Consider the following 16,258-nt stretch of genomic DNA (forward strand, 5'->3'; position numbering starts at 1 on the left):
CCTATGTTTATTTAGTAGCCGTTAGTTTTCGGTACAAGCTATTACCTACTATACGTGCAAAAATGTTAAATAGCAGTACGACTATAATTAGGACGGCTGACGCACCTGCTGAAACAGCGCTGGCGTCGGGCATAACTCCTTCTGAATTGATTTTCCAGATATGAACAGCTAATGTTTCTGCTGGACGCATCAAGTTCAACGGACTTGTAGCATTAAAAGGATTCCAGTTTCCAAAGTCAATATTAGTAGCACTTTGACCAGCTGTATAAATTAAAGCTGCAGCTTCACCAAAAACACGTCCAGCGCCTAATACAACACCTGTGATAATACCAGGAAGTGCCTCAGGAAGGATAACTCGCGTTACCGTTCGCCACTTTGACAGGCCAAGTGACATCCCTGCTTCACGTTGCAAATTTGGAACTGCTCTTAAAGATTCCTCGATGTTCCTAGTTAATAACGGTAAATTAAAAAAAGTCAAGGCAATTGCTCCCGACAGAATCGAGAATCCCATCTGAAACTGTACAACAAAAAGCAAAAAACCAAACAAACCAACTACCACAGATGGTAAAGAACTTAATACTTCGATCGCCATTCTTACAATTGAAGTAAATAAATTCTTAGGTGCATACTCGGATAGAAAAATACCTGCACCTAAAGAAATTGGAAACGAAATGATTAAAGTCAATAAGAGCAGATAGACAGAATTAAATAACTGAATTCCAATTCCACCGCCGCTCTCAAAAGACTGCGACGCCGAAGTTAAAAAGTGCCAAGAAATATGTGGTACACCAGAAATTAAAATATCCCCTAATAAGAAAAGTAAAATAACAACGACTAGCGCCGCAATAATTCTGATAATATTAAGCGCAATTTTATTTTGTAATTTTGTCTTCATTCTACATTCTCCCTTTTCGCCCAATTAAACGCACTATGATATTAAAGAACAAAGACATTAACAATAAGATCAATGCGAGTGACCATAGAGCATTATTAGCTACTGTTCCCATAACAGTATTCCCAATTCCCATCGTCAACACACTAGTCAAGGTAGAAGCCGATGAGAGTAAACCAGTTGGCATAACTGCAGCATTACCAATTACCATTTGAACAGCAAGAGCTTCCCCGAATGCTCTTGCCATCCCAAAAATAATTGCGGTCAGAATTCCTGATGTTGAAGATCGCAAAATAACCTTGTAAATTGTTTGCCATTTTGTTGCCCCTAATGCCAGAGATGCCTCTTTGTAAAATCGAGGTACTGCACGTAAGCTATCGACAGTCATTGAAGTTACCGTTGGTAAAACCATTACAAACAACACGAAGGATCCTGATAAAATTCCGTATCCAGAACCACCAATATAATTTCTAACAAAAGGAACAATAACAGATAAGCCAATAAAACCATAAACAACTGATGGGATTCCTACTAATAATTCAATAACACTTTGTAAAATCCGCTCACCTTTACCAGAAGCAATTTCCGTCATATATAATGCTGTTCCAATCGCAAAAGGTGTTGCAAATAAAACAGCTAGGATCGTAACTCCGAACGAGCCCGTTATCATCGGCAATGCTCCTAGCATTGGTTTACCGTTTGAATCAAGCATAGAGGGGTTCCAGTTTTTCCCTGACAAGAAGTCCCAAAAATTAGCTTTGTTTACAAAAAATGTTGCCATGCCTTTTGAAGCCACAAATATAAAGATTGATAAAACAACTAAAACAATCAACGTAATACACGCATATGTGATAATTTTTCCGAAAAGATCTTGTCGTGTTTCTCTTGAATTGCTTTGAATTTTTTCTTTAATAGGATCCATAGAAAACACCTTTCCATCAAAATTTGGGAGTAAACCAAATGAATGTTAATTCATTTGTTCGCCCCCATTGATATTTTAATTAATTACCTTACAGATCAAGTATAATGTCACCATCACAATAATTATTACACTGCCCACTTCCATCAATTGTGACCACAACATCACTCGATGAACATAAGCAATTAAGCCAATCGCCGCTAATATGAATAGACCAATCTGTATTGTTGACAATACAATCGTCATTTCAATCACCTTTTCATTTAATTTGAGGTGACCTTATTATTAGCATCCTTTTGAACTTTCATCTGACTGATTGAAATATATCCTAAGTCTTTGACTAATCCACTCTGAACTTTATCAGATTTCATATATTTCAAGAATTGCTTCGTCACTTTGTTTGGCTGGCCTTTTGTATACATATGCTCATATGACCAAATTTTCCATTTATTGTTAGTTACATTCTCATCTGTTGGTTTTACTCCGTCAATCGACAGTTCTTGAATCGTAGACTTAACATAAGAAAAAGCTAAATAGCTAATAGCCCCAGGTGTTTGTGCGACCATCTTTTGCACAGTTCCATTTGAATCCTGTTCTTGCGACTTCTTTGCTGATTTTCCGTCCATAACTGCAGCCTCAAAAGTTGCACGTGTTCCGCTTCCCTCAGGACGGTTGATCAGAACTATGCTTTCATCTTTTCCGCCAACTTCTTTCCAATTAGTAATCTTTCCAGTGAAGATATCACGCAATTGGCTCATTGTAACATTCTTAACACCAGCATCCTTATTAACTACAGGCGCCATCCCTACAACTGCAACTTTGTGATCTACTAACTTGTCAGCTTTAATTCCGCTTTGTTGCTCTGCAAAAATGTCTGAATTACCAATAGTGACCGCTCCCGATTGCACTTGGCTCAATCCGGTTCCTGATCCCCCACCTTGAACAGTGATGCTAACTTTTGAATTATCAGCTTGATAATTTTCAGCAGCCTTTTCTACTAAAGGCTGTAATGCAGTTGAACCTACAACCGTTATTTTCCCAGATGCTTCTGAGCTAGAAGATGTCGAGCTGCTTGCTCCTGATTTACCACACCCAACTAGTAAAGCTGAACTTGCAATAATTAATGCGGTAATTTTTGTAAGTTTTTTCATTTATTTTTTCTTCCTTTCCTAACTACATCTGTATTCTAATATTTGTTTGTAAAGAACAAATACATTTTTTTGTAACGGTTGTGTAAAGATAATTTATAGATTAAAAACGGAGATATATCAAAACACATGTTTTGATATATCTCCGTTAGAATTGCCCTACACTAACCATATTAACATGTTCCAGTAATTTAAACTGCATGCGCTTCACACTGCGTTCTTAGCACTGAAAAATACCATAAATTCTAAAGTTTCCCTTACAATTTAATAACTAATAATCTAACGCCATTACTTATACTAGCAAGGGAAAAACACAAATCAAACTTTTCATATCTCATTCATAAAATTATGTAAACTCAAGTTATATGATTGATCATGCAATATGATTTTCCCGTAAAATCTGATTGATGGTCGCCATAATTTCATCCGTTTTCTCCCATTCCTCAAAATGATCAAAACTTTCTGAAGGCATTTTAAAATGTTCATTCACATACTTTTCGTATTCGATTACACTGCTTGAGCGTGGAATATTCAACTGCAAAATTCTAACACTTTTTATAAAACCTCTTTGTGCGGCTAATTCAGCTCGTCCATTCTGAACCATATTGGAGATTTCAAAATATTTCGTTCCATCGTTTCTTTTTATTTCTTCAATTAGATCCAATTTTTCATGACTTTTTGCCATTTTAATCGCTCCTTTTTACCAATGTTCAGTATAATTAAATCTGCCATGACCTGTCAATTGCAACCTAAAAACAAAAAAGGAAGTACCATAGGGAATTACCCTACCATACTTCCTAGCATAAGAGAGAAAGAGAATTGATTAAAAAGGTAAAAAACAATTACCTTACCCGTTAATAATAACGCTTTCAGTTAGCGCTGTCAATAAACTAATGATTTTGTTTTAATTATCCTTTGATTCCTTTATAATAGAGATAGTATCTGAAGTGAGGCGGATTCAACTTGGTCAATAAAAAACAATTCATTTTGAGCTTCCTGTTGAGTATAATTATTTGTGTTTTAACAGCTATTTTTATGTTTGTAGATCATTACGAGAACACTGTGCAAAATTTTGATACCATTTTCCTGTTATTTCAAACATCATATTGGTACCTGCCTGTGATTTTGGGACTAATGTTTTTTTTCTTGGTTTTTTTCAGTCTCTATATTATTTTTCGCATCATTAACTTTTTCATACGGTTTGTCATGCACTAACTAGCGCTTCAAAAGTTTTATCTGACGCTTTCAAAAAATTGCTCAAATTGAATACTTCTATCAGATTTAGTGTTGCTGGAATTAATTCCATCGACGCTATTTTTTTATCTTTGATTTACAAATCAAATACACATCTAAAGGCTCATAATGGGAATACTTGTAAAATGGTGTTTACAGAGACGAGCATCTTTATAAAAACCCACTACAAGTCTTAACGGTCATTTTATCGTAGAAGAAATAAAAAATGCTGCCTATTAGACAAATCCCCGATTTATATTAACTATACGGAATGAATTAGTTCATACAATTATTGGACACATTCAAACGAGACTAGGCGGCACATCGTCAATTAAATATCGACTCTGTACCGCCTAGAAAATAAGCAAATTATCTACTCTAGCTTATGGAATACATCTCTTTTTGGTCAATCATCCGCAAACATGTGTTGCTTATTGAGCAGCTCCCAGTTGCTCCTTAACCACTTTGACTATTTCCATCACATATTCATGCACTTGTTCTTTTGTAGGAGCCTCAGCCATAACCCGCAACAAGTTTTCTGTCCCACTCGGTCGAACTAAAACGCGTCCTTCATTACCCATTTTAGACTCAACTTCCTTGATAGCTACCTGAATTTTTTCGTTTTTCATAGCTGCTTTTTTATCAGAAACCCTCACATTAACTAATTCTTGAGGATAGGTTGTAACTTCAGCAGCTAGCTCCGAAAGCTTCTTACCTGTTTTCTTAACAACATTCATTAGCTGCAGTGCTGTCAGCATCCCATCACCAGTTGTGTTAAAATCTAGAAAAACAACGTGTCCAGACTGCTCTCCACCGACATTATAACCATTTTTTCTCATCTCTTCGACTACATAGCGATCGCCTACTTGAGTTTTGACTGATTTCAGCTCATTTGCTTCCATCGCCTTGTAAAGTCCGATATTACTCATAACAGTTGTAACAATAGTATCTTTCTTCAAACGACCGCGCTGACTTAAATACTTTCCGCAAATAAACATTATTTTGTCGCCATCAATGATATTTCCCAACTCATCAACAGCTATGCACCGATCTCCATCACCATCGAAAGCTACTCCAAGTTGAGCACCATTTTCAACCACAAAACGAGAAAGCCCTTCTGGGTGTGTTGAGCCTACATCTTTATTGATGTTAAGACCATCAGGACTGATAGCCATTGTGTCAAATTCTGCTCCTAAATCAGCGAAAAGACGTGCCACAATACCACTAGTTGAACCGTTTGCCCCATCAACTGCGATACGAAGACCTTCTAAGTCATCAGGGATCGTTTGTTCAAGAAATTGTGTGTACTTAAGCACTCCTTCATGATAATCATTCAACACACCTAAGCCATTTGCTGATGGACGAGGCAGTGTATCGTCTTCACTTTCCAGAAGCTGTTCTATTTCTTCTTCTTTTTCATCAGAGAGCTTGTATCCATCGCCACCAAAGAACTTAATTCCATTATCCTGAACAGGATTATGGGATGCAGAAATCATTACCCCAGCATCTGCATCTTGCACACGAATCAAATAAGCAACACCGGGTGTCGTGATTACTCCAAGAGAGAAAACCTCTATTCCAACTGACAAAAGACCAGCTATCAGCGCTTGCTCTAACATTTGTCCTGAAATTCGTGTATCACGTGCCACTAAAACGCGGGGCGGTTTAGAATCACTTTTTGCATGCTCTGTTAAAACATATCCACCACAACGTCCCAGCTTAAAAGCTAGTTCTGGACTAAGATCCTCGTTTGCTACTCCTCTTACACCATCAGTTCCAAAATATTTCATTGTTTGATCCTCATTTCCAATACTTTTTTTGCTAATTATTCGCTATCTTGACTGCTTGTACTGCTCGAAGTGCTCGTACTGTTCGAAGTACTTGAACTATCCGAACTACTTGATGAACTATCCGAGCTAGAACTACTTTCCCTCTGGTTTGAACTATCAGTAACAGTGTCCTCACTTTTAGCCGTTGATGCAGAACTTGTCTCATTGGATGTCGATTCACTATCATCATCGTTTGATGAATCATTGACTTCAATTTGAACCTTAACATTTTTAGGCGTAACCTTCGTTACACCACTATTAGGATTGGCAAGTGTCACCGTCTTTGTTGTAGAAGTGTTTACGTCTTCAATTGAGACAGGTACTTCCAGTTTACTTATATTTGATAAAGCAGACTTGGTTCCTTGCAAAGTTACTTCTTTAACATCACTCGAAAATTTATAACTTTTTCCCTTAACTCCATCACCACTTGAAACGAAATCAAGCGATACCTTTTTAGACGAATTCGTGGTATAAATCGGTAATTTAACTCTAATCGTCTGTGGTGTGATGACTACGTTGAGAATTTTACCGCTATTATCAACAGCTTGCAACAAAACTTGGCGTGTAATTGTTTGCCGTGTTCCCTGTGGAATCTCTATTGCAGCAACGACTTCAGCAATTTTATTAATGTCTTCTCTTGCCCCTGTAACATTTGCTACTTCCTGATCAGTTGAAGGTTTTCCAATACTGTAGTCACTTGTAAGCCTGTTTGAATCATATTTGACTTGAACTGGAAAACTTGCCGTTTTACGTCGACTGATCGTTACTTTTATTGACTGGGGACTAAGTTCATAACTCAAATCCTTGTTTATCCCAGATTGCTTCAACTTAACAGTATGAACTCCCGGCTTTAGCTTGGTGAGATCCGCATAGACACTAAAATTTCTAGTATTAGCAGTTGTAGTTACTAAAGCACTCGGTCCACTAAGTTTTACTTTAACCTTTGCAGGATATCCTGTCACGAAATATCTATCACTATCCACATTCAATTTCAAATCAACATTTAAAGTTTCGCTTCTATCTGCTGACATCATTGTCGTATCAGTGTTGTTCGCATTATTACGTGTCGTATTTAATTTATCAGAATTCACATATGCAAACAGTAAAATAGCAAATGCGAGCGCCAAAACTTGATATACGATACGATTATCCAGTAACTTATTAAGGTTCATCTTCTTTTCCCCCCTTTGAAAACTTCTTCAAAGAGTGCTATGAAACGATTGTTTTTCCCCGATTCTGGCGCAATGATTAGTTCTTTTTCCAACAACTTGATATAATCCTCACGTGTTAAATCACGCAGCAATTCGTTGTTTTTTGTAATTGTGACCCCACCAGTTTCTTCAGAAACAACAATCGTCAAAGCATCTGTCACTTCACTGATTCCAACTGCAGCACGGTGCCTCGTTCCTAGTGCTTTAGGAATCAAGTTACTCTCTGACAAAGGAAGATAAGCAGCTGCGACCGCAATTTTATTGTTTTTTATGATCACAGCTCCATCATGTAAAGGCGTATTAGGAATAAAAATATTGATTAGTAATGCTCCTGTAATGTCTGCGTCAAGCCGAATGCCTGTTTCAATATAATCTTCCAAACCCGTATTCATTTGAATTGTTATCAAGGCACCAATTCGTCGCTTCGACATATATTTGATAGCTTGATCAAGCGCAGCGATCATTTTTTTCCCGTCTTCATTTTGTTTCTTATTGTGTAGAAACAATGACCCACGTCCTAAATGTTCCAAACCGCGTCTGATTTCTGGTTGAAAGATTACAATAATTGCAATAATCCCCCAATTTATGACCTGATTCATTATCCATGATACTGTCTCCAAACCGACATACCAACTCACAAATTTGATAATAATAATCATAATAACACCTTTGAAAAGTTGAACCGCTTTGGTCCCTTTCAAAAGCATCATCAACTTGTAGAGTACATACCAAACAACTAAGATATCTAAAATATTAACTGCATTTTTCCAAGAAACTAACTCGGCCCAGTCTATGGACATTAACTTTACCCCCTAAAGATTATAACTTAAGTATATCACGATATCTTTACATTCTCTTTGTACAAAAATTAAAATAGTGGCAAATTTTACATTTAAAGCTCGGATTGCAACATTCAATTTGTTACAATATAGTCATGAAAGAAATGGGTGATACTATGTTAAAAAAATATCAATGGATTGTACGTGTAAGTTTTATTTTATTTATGATATATATATATACGACTGTGTACTCTAAAAATGGTGTGTACAGTTTCTTGCTGCTAAATACTTTTCTAGGATACATTCCAATTGAACTGGCAATGCATATCACCCCTAAACGACCAAAACTCTTCTTTTATTCTTTTCTGGTTTTATGGTTACTGTTTTATCCCAATGCACCATACGTTTTAACTGACCTTTTTCATTTAGCTATGCTAAATCCATACAATCAAACGACTGGTTTAATGGAGTTCAATCTGCATCTATGGTTGAACTTCACAAACCTGATTTCTAGTGCTATTGCTTGCTCAGTAATGGGAATTTGGAGCTTAGAACACGTCGTTAATACTATTTTGATAAGATCTCAACTTAAAAAAATCTTTTACAAACCTGTACTTATTTTGAGCTTAACAGTCATTTCTTCCGTTGGGGTATATGTTGGACGTTTCTTAAGACTGCACACAGCATATCTCTTCTTTAATCCACAATGGGTAATTCATCAACTAGTTATTATGTGGAGCCCGCGGATGTTAATTTTTGTCAGTTTCATGTTCATTATTCAAATGATATTATGGGCAGCAATTTATATCTCGCGTTTTTCACTGGATAAAGAAGAAAAAAACCATTTAGATTAAAGCGTAATATTACTCACTGACTTCGAAAAAAATGACAAAATTCAGAATTATTAAACTTAAGACCCATGACAAAGTTCCAATTTTTGTCATGGGTCTTAAGTTTAGCCTGTAAACCTCACATTAATAAAATATAAAATCCAAAGATTTTATATTTTATCAATGTTACTATCATTTCAAATACCACTTCCGTCAGACATAAAATGCATTATTTTATCAACAAAATTATTATCTAGATGAATTGCTCAAACCACTGGAACGTAGGATCACACTCTCTTCATGATTTATATACTGTTGTAGTTTTATTGCGTTTTGATGATTTATATACCCTTGTTCAACTAGATACTGCAATGATAATCTCTGTGCACTTACCGATTTGAATCTAAGCTTACGAACTTGCTCTTGATATTCTTTTTTCCCCAATACATCTCCACTTTTTTGCTTCTCAATTATATTACGATATCCAATTATCAAATGATAGATTACTTCACGATTAAATGATTTTTCGTTGACACTTGGTTTTTTTAAATATTCTGATAGAGCTTTAATAGCAGATTTAGCAAGCGTGCGTTCAATAAAGCGCATCTCAACACCGTAGTTCTCGTCTTGTCTGACCCCATTCCACAAACTAACTGCGCGCATCGTTTTTCTCATGGATTGACCAACTGTTGGAAACAACCAATTTTGTCTTATTCGAGCAGCATGGTCAACATTTTTCATTTGGCTAAGCAAATTTTTCTTTGATTTTAAAAAGGATTTCTTATGAATTTGATTTGTTCGAAATAAACGCTGCAATTCGCGTAATTGGCCTTCAATTGCAACTTTTCGCAGCTTTATCTCATCAGTAGTTGCAGCCAATGCTTCAGCTTCACCGCGTTCATCATTTTCAATACTTTTTATCATGTATTGATATTCCAAAATCAAATGATAGACAGCTAGCTGATTATCCATCCGCCTTTGTTCTTCCAAACTACGGACCGCACTTTTCAAAATATAAAGTTTTGCTTGATTTAAGTTGATTAGATGTGTTTCTTCCGAATCATCATCGGCTTCGTCAACGATCACTGCGCCACCACGGGTCTCCAATTCAAGAGTATGTCCTGCGATTACAGGTAAAGTAATAATTGCCATCACCATACTTAAAATGATCACCCCGGCTGCAATAAATAACACTAGCGCTCTTTCAGGAAAATCTGCCCCAGACAAAGTATGTACTGGAATCGTCAATGCTGCAGCCATTGTAATTGCACCACGTACACCAGACAATCCTGACAACATAGCTATTTTAAACCTTGAGCGAAATGAATTTTCCCCTTTTTCATGCCCAAAAAGCTGATAGCAATATGTCCAAATCACTCGTATTGCTAACAAAATAAACCATACTACAAAAACCAAAAAGATAGCGTTAAAAGTACTAATTCTCTCGTTCTTAATAGTACCCATGGTCGCCACAGGTAACTCTACTCCTAAGATAGTGAACATCGTCCCATTTAACAAATAGACTATAATCTCCCACATTCGCTCGCTAACTAAATTTATTTCTGGCTGAACACTATTAAAAGAGACTCTCTTTGAAGAGAAGAAGACACCTGCTACCACAACTGCAATAACACCTGAAGCATGTAAATACTTTTCTGTCAGCAAATAGACTATAAACGGAACTGAAACTTGCAACACCGTATTAAAGATAACATCGTTAAATCCCTTCACTACCAGCCACTCGATAATAAAAATTACAACATAAATTAAAAAAACACCAGCAACCAGGCCAACGGAGGACATATATATAAAATCTCCTAACGCTTGTGAAAAGGAAAAATAACCTGTAACAGCAACGGCCAAAGCATACTTAAAACCTATCAGCCCACTCGCATCATTAATTAAACTTTCTCCACTAACTAAATGTAAAATATTATCAGGAAGTTTAACCTGCCGAGAAATAGAATGCACAGCGACAGGATCAGTTGGTGCCAAAATAGCAGCTAGTGCAAATCCAACCGGCAGCGGCAATGATGGTATCACTAAATAAATCAAATATCCTCCAACGAGTATCGTGATGAAAACAAGAATAATAGCATTATTTACAATTGCTCCCTTTAATTTCCACAACTCATCTTTAGGAAACTTACGACCATCATTGTATAGGAGAGGTGCAATAAAGAGTAACAGAAACCAACTAGAATCCAAATCAATTTTTAAACTGAACAGTATCGCCATCAATGCACCAAGAAAAATTTGGATCAAACTGACTGGAATCGTTTTAAAATAGTGATTGACCAAGTTTGACACCAAAACTAGCGCAACTAACAAGATAACTGTTTCAACGACTGTCATTCAACTACCACCCCCGTATGTCTATTATTACAAAAAAATGCAATAAAAAAAAGGAGTTCGCTTATAATACTGAGATATGCCTCAAAAGTTAAAGCTTTTTTCTTCAACTTTGCAGTTGCTCCTCCCCTAGTAAACTCCCTTTAATAATAACTATTTATTTTCGCCTATAATCCGGACTTCTGTTTCAAGTTCCACCTGAAATTTATCAAAAATAGTTTTTTGAATATGTTTTATTACTTCTAAATAATCAGAAGCTGTCGCAAAACCAACATTAACTATAAATCCAGCATGTTTAAGTGAAACTTGTGCTCCACCGATTCGAAAGCCTTGCAGACCTGCATCATGTATTAATTTTCCAGTGTAGTGTCCTGCTGGACGTTTAAAAACACTACCACAGGAAGGATACTCCAAAGGTTGTTTAGATGCACGCAAAAAGTTAAAATCATCCATTTCTTCTCGAATACTCTTTTTATCACCGCGTTTAAGCTTAAAGCTAGCTGCAAGTACAATATCATCTTCATCCTGAATACGACTATGGCGATAGCCAAAATTCAAATCTCCATTTTGATAAAGTCGGATCTCTCCACTCCGTGTTAAAAGTGTTACTGAATCAACTACTTTACTGATCTCTCCACCATAAGCACCAGCGTTCATAAAGATTGCCCCACCGATACTCCCAGGAATACCTGCTGCAAATTCTAAACCGGTTAATCCCATTTTATAAGCGGCCTCAGTCGTGTCAATTAGTGAAGCACCAGCCTGTGCAAGCACATTTGTATCTTCAATTTTTATTCGATTTAATTTAACTAGGATAAGAACTAAACCTCTAATTCCCCCATCTCTCACTATTAAATTGCTGGCATTTCCTACCACTGTTACTGGAAGAGCTAGCTTTTTTGCTTCAATTATCATCTTTTTTAGTTCATCTATTTTCTGTGGAAATGCTAACAAATCAGCAGGTCCTCCAGTTTTAGTGTTAGTGTATTTTGACAACGGTTCATCAACAAGAACTTTGCTTTCAACAAAAAGATCATAAAATTTTTTTTCTGTCTGATTCATTTTAAAAGGTCCCCACAATCAAAGAATAGTCATTAAATGTTTTCTAAATGAAGGTTACAACTAGTTTTTCTTTATTGCAACTGTTAAAATTAATTTTAGACGATTTATGAAGGGTGTTAAAGATAAATGAAGTTTATTTCATGGAATGTTAATGGTTTACGCGCTATTTTAAAAAAAAACTTTTTGTCTGTTTTTCAACAGCAGAACGCTGATTTTTTTTGTATCCAAGAAACTAAGCTGCAAGAAAAGCAAGTTGCCCTCGAACTTCCAGGGTATACACAATATTGGAATTACGCAGAGAAAAAAGGGTATTCTGGCACTGCTATTTTTGCCAAAACTCCTGCGCAAAATGTCTATTATGGAATAAATAATGACGCATTTGATCATGAGGGCCGAGTTATTACACTGGAATACTCAAACTTCTTTCTGGTAACATGTTATACACCCAACTCTCAAACTAAGTTAAAACGTTTAGCTTTTAGGCTCGAATGGGAAAAAGCTTTTCTCGAATATCTTAAAGCACTAGATAGTACAAAACCAGTTATCATATGTGGCGATTTAAATGTTGCACACGAAAACATCGATTTAAAAAATTGGAAAACTAATCACCAGAGTGCTGGTTTTTCAAACGAAGAACGCCAAAAGTTATCAACTCTTTTGAACGCCGGATTTACAGATTCATTTCGTTATCTGCATCCTACCAAAGAAAATATCTACTCTTGGTGGAGTTACCGATTTCATGCTCGTGAAAACAATGCTGGGTGGCGCATAGATTATTTTATCACTTCAAACATATTGCAAGATAAAATAATCAATGCCGATATTCTGACACAAATTTATGGTTCAGATCACTGCCCTATATCTTTACAATTAAACCTATAATCAAATAAATTTCAAGGAGGTATATAATGGACTTCGTATCACTAGACTTTGAGACTGCTAATTTTCAAAGAAACAGTGCATGTTCAATTGCTTTAACTGTTGTACGCAATAATCAAATTGTTGATGAATTCTACTCGTTGATAAATCCGCAAGTTACTTTTAAGCAAAGAAACATTCAAATTCATGGTATCAGACCCAGCGATGTTTCCAACGCACCCACTTTTGCAGAACTCTGGCCGCATCTGTCTCCATTATTTGCTCCTAACAAATTGATCGTTGCTCACAATGCAACTTTCGATTGCAGTGTTTTGAAAAACACCTTAGCTTATTACAATATTGCTAAACCACAATTTCTCGTTTTAGATACGCTCAAAACCAGCCGTTCTTATTTCAAAAATTTCGAAAATTATAAACTAAATACTGTTTGTTCACAGTTAAAGATCCAACTCGAAAACCACCACAATGCATTAGATGATAGCTTGGCCTGTGCTAATATTTTATTATATCAAATAAGAGAATTCGGTATAAATGATATCAGCAGATTTATTAAAACAAATTGACAGCAGACAGCAGGTGGAAATAACTGAATGAACTCAAAATGGGATTAAGTCAAATTAATGACCTAATCCCATTTTTTAGCTTACAAAATTTAAATTAATGGTCTTTAGCACTCAACATTTTTCAGCCACTAATTCTCAAAAAATATTTTCTATAATATTAACTTTTTGGCTTATTAAATTGTGCCAGCTGACCTTGAAACTCTTTACCATATTTTTCAATATCGCTAGTTTGAGAAGCAACCGTATAGTCAGCATATTCACCATGTTCACTTTTATCGAGTCCCTCAATTTCTTCATCTTCATTGACTCTGATTTTGACAAATAGCTTCATTACCATAACAATTATAACCACGACTACTGTTACGAAAACCATAGTAAATAATGTTCCAATCAATTGAATAAACAATTGATGCCACCCGCCACCATAAAATAAGCCATTCTCAGAAATCGAACTGTTAGCAGCTTTGCTTGCAAAAGCTCCTGTCAATATCGAACCTACAATTCCAGAAACACCATGACAGCCAAAAGCATCTAATGGATCATCATACTTTAACTTAGGCTTGATATATGTTATAAACCCATAGCTTGCAAGTGCACTAATAGCTCCTACCCAAAAAGAACCTGCGGCTGTAACAAAACCAGCGGCTGGAGTTATACCAACCAATCCACAAATAGTACCTGTACATACCCCTTCTAGAGTTGGTTTTTTAACTACTATCATATCCACAACCATCCAAGTTATCATTGCAGCCCCAGTTGCAATCGTTGTTGTTAAAAATGCTTGCACAGCTACATCATTCATTCCTAATGCAGAACCTGCATTGAAACCATACCAACCAATCCATAAAATGGCAGTTCCAAGCAGTACCCAAGGCATATTGTAATGCTCAACCTTTAGCCTTTTCCCAAAATTAAGACGCTTCCCTAAGAAAATTGATAGCAAAAGAGCAGTCACACCAGCATTAATATGCACAACAGTGCCACCTGCAAAATCTAAAACACCAAATGATGCAAGAAGTCCGTTAGCACTCCAAACAATATGTACCATTGGGTAGTAGATAAAAATCGACCATAAAACAATAAAAATCAGAAGAAAATTAAATCTCATTCGACCAACAATTGCGCCAACGAATAGTGCCGGAGTTATAATAGCAAACATCATTTGAAAAATTAAGTATCCTCCAACACTGATTCCCAATTCCTTAGACTGCAATTTAGCAAGATCCAAACCACTTAAGAAGAAATGGTCAACTTTGCCTATTATACCGCCTATATTCCCATTGAAAGACAACTCATAGCCAACTGCTGCATATAACAAAACAGCGATTCCACATATAAAAAACACAGACAGCATCGTATTAACCACATTTTTTCGTGAAACTAAACCTCCGTAAAAAAAAGCTAATCCGGGTGTCATAAAAAAAACTAAAACACTTGAAATAATCAGAAAAGTCATGTTTGAACCATTCATCCCTATCCCTCCCACTGTTAATGTCATAAATTATAACATCATTTTTACTTAATAGTCCATATTAAATAAAAATATATATCAATAATAAATAAATAGTCGAATTATATTTATAAAACGTTTAAATAACTACTTTTAAGTTACAAAAGATAACATATACAACAAAAAGACTTAAAGAAAGATAAATCACTTATATATTGATAGAAATTATTTGAATAAGGTTCTCAACTTTTCTTGTTTTACAGCAAAAAAAAGCATTAACGTAATTTATACGTTAATGCAAATGATACCGGTGATCGGGGTCGAACCGATACGCCCTCAACGGGCACTGGATTTTGAGTCCAGCGCGTCTGCCAATTCCGCCACACCGGCATAATTCAATAAGTAACACCAATAATAATACCTTAGTTAGCGCCTAAAAGCAACTAAAGGCGGTAACCGGATTTGAACCGGTGATAAAGGTTTTGCAGACCTCTGCCTTACCACTTGGCTATACCGCCATAATTAAAAGAACAAATCCTTACTGGGTTAGCTGGATTCGAACCAGCGCATGAGGGAGTCAAAGTCCCTTGCCTTACCGCTTGGCTATAACCCAATAACTAAGGGCGATAGGTGGGAATCGAACCCACGCGTGCCGGAGCCACAATCCGGTGCGTTAACCACTTCGCCACTATCGCCATCAATGGCAGGGGTAGTAGGAATTGAACCCACACTGACGGTTTTGGAGACCGTAGTTCTACCTTTAAACTATACCCCTATCTAATAAAATGGAAGGGAGTGGATTCGAACCACCGAACCCGAAGGAGCGGATTTACAGTCCGCCGCGTTTAGCCAGACTTCGCTACCCTTCCATGGTGGCGCGGGACAGAATCGAACTGCCGACACATGGAGCTTCAATCCATTGCTCTACCGACTGAGCTACCGAGCCATCAATAATAAAATTTATAAAATACAACGGTCCTAGCCGGATTTGAACCGGCGATCTCCTGCGTGACAGGCAGGCGTGATAAACCCCTACACCATAGGACCGAAATATTATGGAGGATACAGGGCTCGAACCTGTGACCCTCTGCTTGTAAGGCAGACGCTCTCC

Annotated in this window: 14 protein-coding genes and 8 tRNA genes; 3 read left to right on the forward strand and 19 right to left on the reverse strand. The window is 36.5% G+C overall.

All coding sequences use genetic code 11. The features are described from left to right. Positions 1 to 7: 7 nt before the first annotated feature. The 8 genes from pstA to cdaA all read right to left on the reverse strand — a co-directional run bounded on the left by pstA (position 8) and on the right by cdaA (position 8,032). Positions 8 to 895: a phosphate ABC transporter permease PstA gene (gene pstA, locus FC19_RS08250; protein ID WP_057876504.1), complete on the reverse strand. Its 888-nt coding sequence runs from the start codon at positions 893 to 895 to the stop codon at positions 8 to 10. Position 896: 1 nt separating this feature from the next. Further along, a complete protein-coding gene (pstC, locus tag FC19_RS08255; RefSeq protein ID WP_057876505.1) occupies positions 897 to 1,814 on the reverse strand; it encodes a phosphate ABC transporter permease subunit PstC in 918 nt (305 codons plus the stop codon). A 75-nt stretch (positions 1,815 to 1,889) separates the two neighbouring features. Further along, positions 1,890 to 2,057, reverse strand: a complete 168-nt coding sequence (locus FC19_RS11515; RefSeq protein WP_157061296.1) for a hypothetical protein — start codon at positions 2,055 to 2,057, stop codon at positions 1,890 to 1,892. 17 nt (positions 2,058 to 2,074) lie between these two features. After that, a complete protein-coding gene (locus FC19_RS08260) occupies positions 2,075 to 2,962 on the reverse strand; it encodes a phosphate ABC transporter substrate-binding protein PstS family protein (RefSeq protein ID WP_057876506.1) in 888 nt (295 codons plus the stop codon). Positions 2,963 to 3,332: 370 nt separating this feature from the next. Beyond that, on the reverse strand, positions 3,333 to 3,644 hold the full coding sequence (locus FC19_RS08265) for a hypothetical protein (protein ID WP_057876507.1): 312 nt from the start codon (positions 3,642 to 3,644) through the stop codon (positions 3,333 to 3,335). 979 nt (positions 3,645 to 4,623) lie between these two features. Beyond that, positions 4,624 to 5,982 (reverse strand): phosphoglucosamine mutase, encoded by a 1,359-nt coding sequence (glmM, locus tag FC19_RS08270; protein WP_057876508.1) that lies wholly within the window; start codon positions 5,980 to 5,982, stop codon positions 4,624 to 4,626. A 35-nt stretch (positions 5,983 to 6,017) separates the two neighbouring features. Next, positions 6,018 to 7,193 (reverse strand): CdaR family protein, encoded by a 1,176-nt coding sequence (locus FC19_RS08275; RefSeq protein ID WP_057876509.1) that lies wholly within the window; start codon positions 7,191 to 7,193, stop codon positions 6,018 to 6,020. Beyond that, entirely contained in the window at positions 7,190 to 8,032 is an 843-nt protein-coding gene (gene cdaA / locus FC19_RS08280; protein WP_057876510.1) for a diadenylate cyclase CdaA, read from the reverse strand. The genes FC19_RS08275 and cdaA overlap by 4 nt, the downstream gene beginning before the upstream one ends. 155 nt (positions 8,033 to 8,187) lie before the next feature. Here cdaA and FC19_RS08285 point away from each other — a divergent pair, with 155 nt between their 5' ends. Next, positions 8,188 to 8,865, forward strand: a complete 678-nt coding sequence (locus tag FC19_RS08285; RefSeq protein ID WP_057876511.1) for a DUF1361 domain-containing protein — start codon at positions 8,188 to 8,190, stop codon at positions 8,863 to 8,865. A 225-nt stretch (positions 8,866 to 9,090) separates the two neighbouring features. Here FC19_RS08285 and FC19_RS08290 read toward each other — a convergent pair whose 3' ends face one another. Beyond that, positions 9,091 to 11,196: a cation:proton antiporter gene (locus FC19_RS08290; protein WP_057876512.1), complete on the reverse strand. Its 2,106-nt coding sequence runs from the start codon at positions 11,194 to 11,196 to the stop codon at positions 9,091 to 9,093. Between the two features lie 150 nt (positions 11,197 to 11,346). Further along, positions 11,347 to 12,255 carry a UDP-N-acetylmuramate dehydrogenase gene (gene murB, locus FC19_RS08295; protein ID WP_057876513.1) on the reverse strand — a complete coding sequence of 303 codons (909 nt, stop codon included), beginning with the start codon at positions 12,253 to 12,255 and terminating at the stop codon, positions 11,347 to 11,349. A gap of 126 nt (positions 12,256 to 12,381) precedes the next feature. Here murB and FC19_RS08300 point away from each other — a divergent pair, with 126 nt between their 5' ends. After that, entirely contained in the window at positions 12,382 to 13,137 is a 756-nt protein-coding gene (locus FC19_RS08300) for an exodeoxyribonuclease III (protein WP_057876514.1), read from the forward strand. A 26-nt stretch (positions 13,138 to 13,163) separates the two neighbouring features. Beyond that, the gene (locus FC19_RS08305) at positions 13,164 to 13,697 is read left to right on the forward strand and encodes a 3'-5' exonuclease (protein ID WP_057876515.1); all 534 of its coding nucleotides are present in this window, start codon (positions 13,164 to 13,166) and stop codon (positions 13,695 to 13,697) included. A 157-nt stretch (positions 13,698 to 13,854) separates the two neighbouring features. Here the strand turns inward: FC19_RS08305 and FC19_RS08310 are convergent, their stop codons facing one another. The 9 genes from FC19_RS08310 to FC19_RS08350 form a co-directional block, all read right to left on the reverse strand. After that, the gene (locus tag FC19_RS08310; protein WP_057876516.1) at positions 13,855 to 15,168 is read right to left on the reverse strand and encodes an ammonium transporter; all 1,314 of its coding nucleotides are present in this window, start codon (positions 15,166 to 15,168) and stop codon (positions 13,855 to 13,857) included. A 284-nt stretch (positions 15,169 to 15,452) separates the two neighbouring features. Then, positions 15,453 to 15,537 (reverse strand) — tRNA-Leu (locus tag FC19_RS08315). Between the two features lie 57 nt (positions 15,538 to 15,594). Continuing rightward, positions 15,595 to 15,665, reverse strand: a tRNA-Cys gene (locus FC19_RS08320). A 23-nt stretch (positions 15,666 to 15,688) separates the two neighbouring features. Beyond that, positions 15,689 to 15,760, reverse strand: a tRNA-Gln gene (locus FC19_RS08325). Positions 15,761 to 15,769: 9 nt separating this feature from the next. Next, positions 15,770 to 15,842 (reverse strand) — tRNA-His (locus FC19_RS08330). A gap of 6 nt (positions 15,843 to 15,848) precedes the next feature. Next, positions 15,849 to 15,922: transfer RNA gene (locus tag FC19_RS08335), tRNA-Trp, on the reverse strand. Positions 15,923 to 15,933: 11 nt separating this feature from the next. After that, positions 15,934 to 16,016: transfer RNA gene (locus FC19_RS08340), tRNA-Tyr, on the reverse strand. 1 nt (position 16,017) lies between these two features. Continuing rightward, positions 16,018 to 16,093, reverse strand: a tRNA-Phe gene (locus FC19_RS08345). A 27-nt stretch (positions 16,094 to 16,120) separates the two neighbouring features. Beyond that, positions 16,121 to 16,194 (reverse strand) — tRNA-Asp (locus tag FC19_RS08350). Between the last annotated feature and the right edge of the window lie 64 nt (positions 16,195 to 16,258).

This window comes from Liquorilactobacillus aquaticus DSM 21051 (assembly GCF_001436755.1).
In the GTDB taxonomy this organism is placed as follows: domain Bacteria; phylum Bacillota; class Bacilli; order Lactobacillales; family Lactobacillaceae; genus Liquorilactobacillus; species Liquorilactobacillus aquaticus.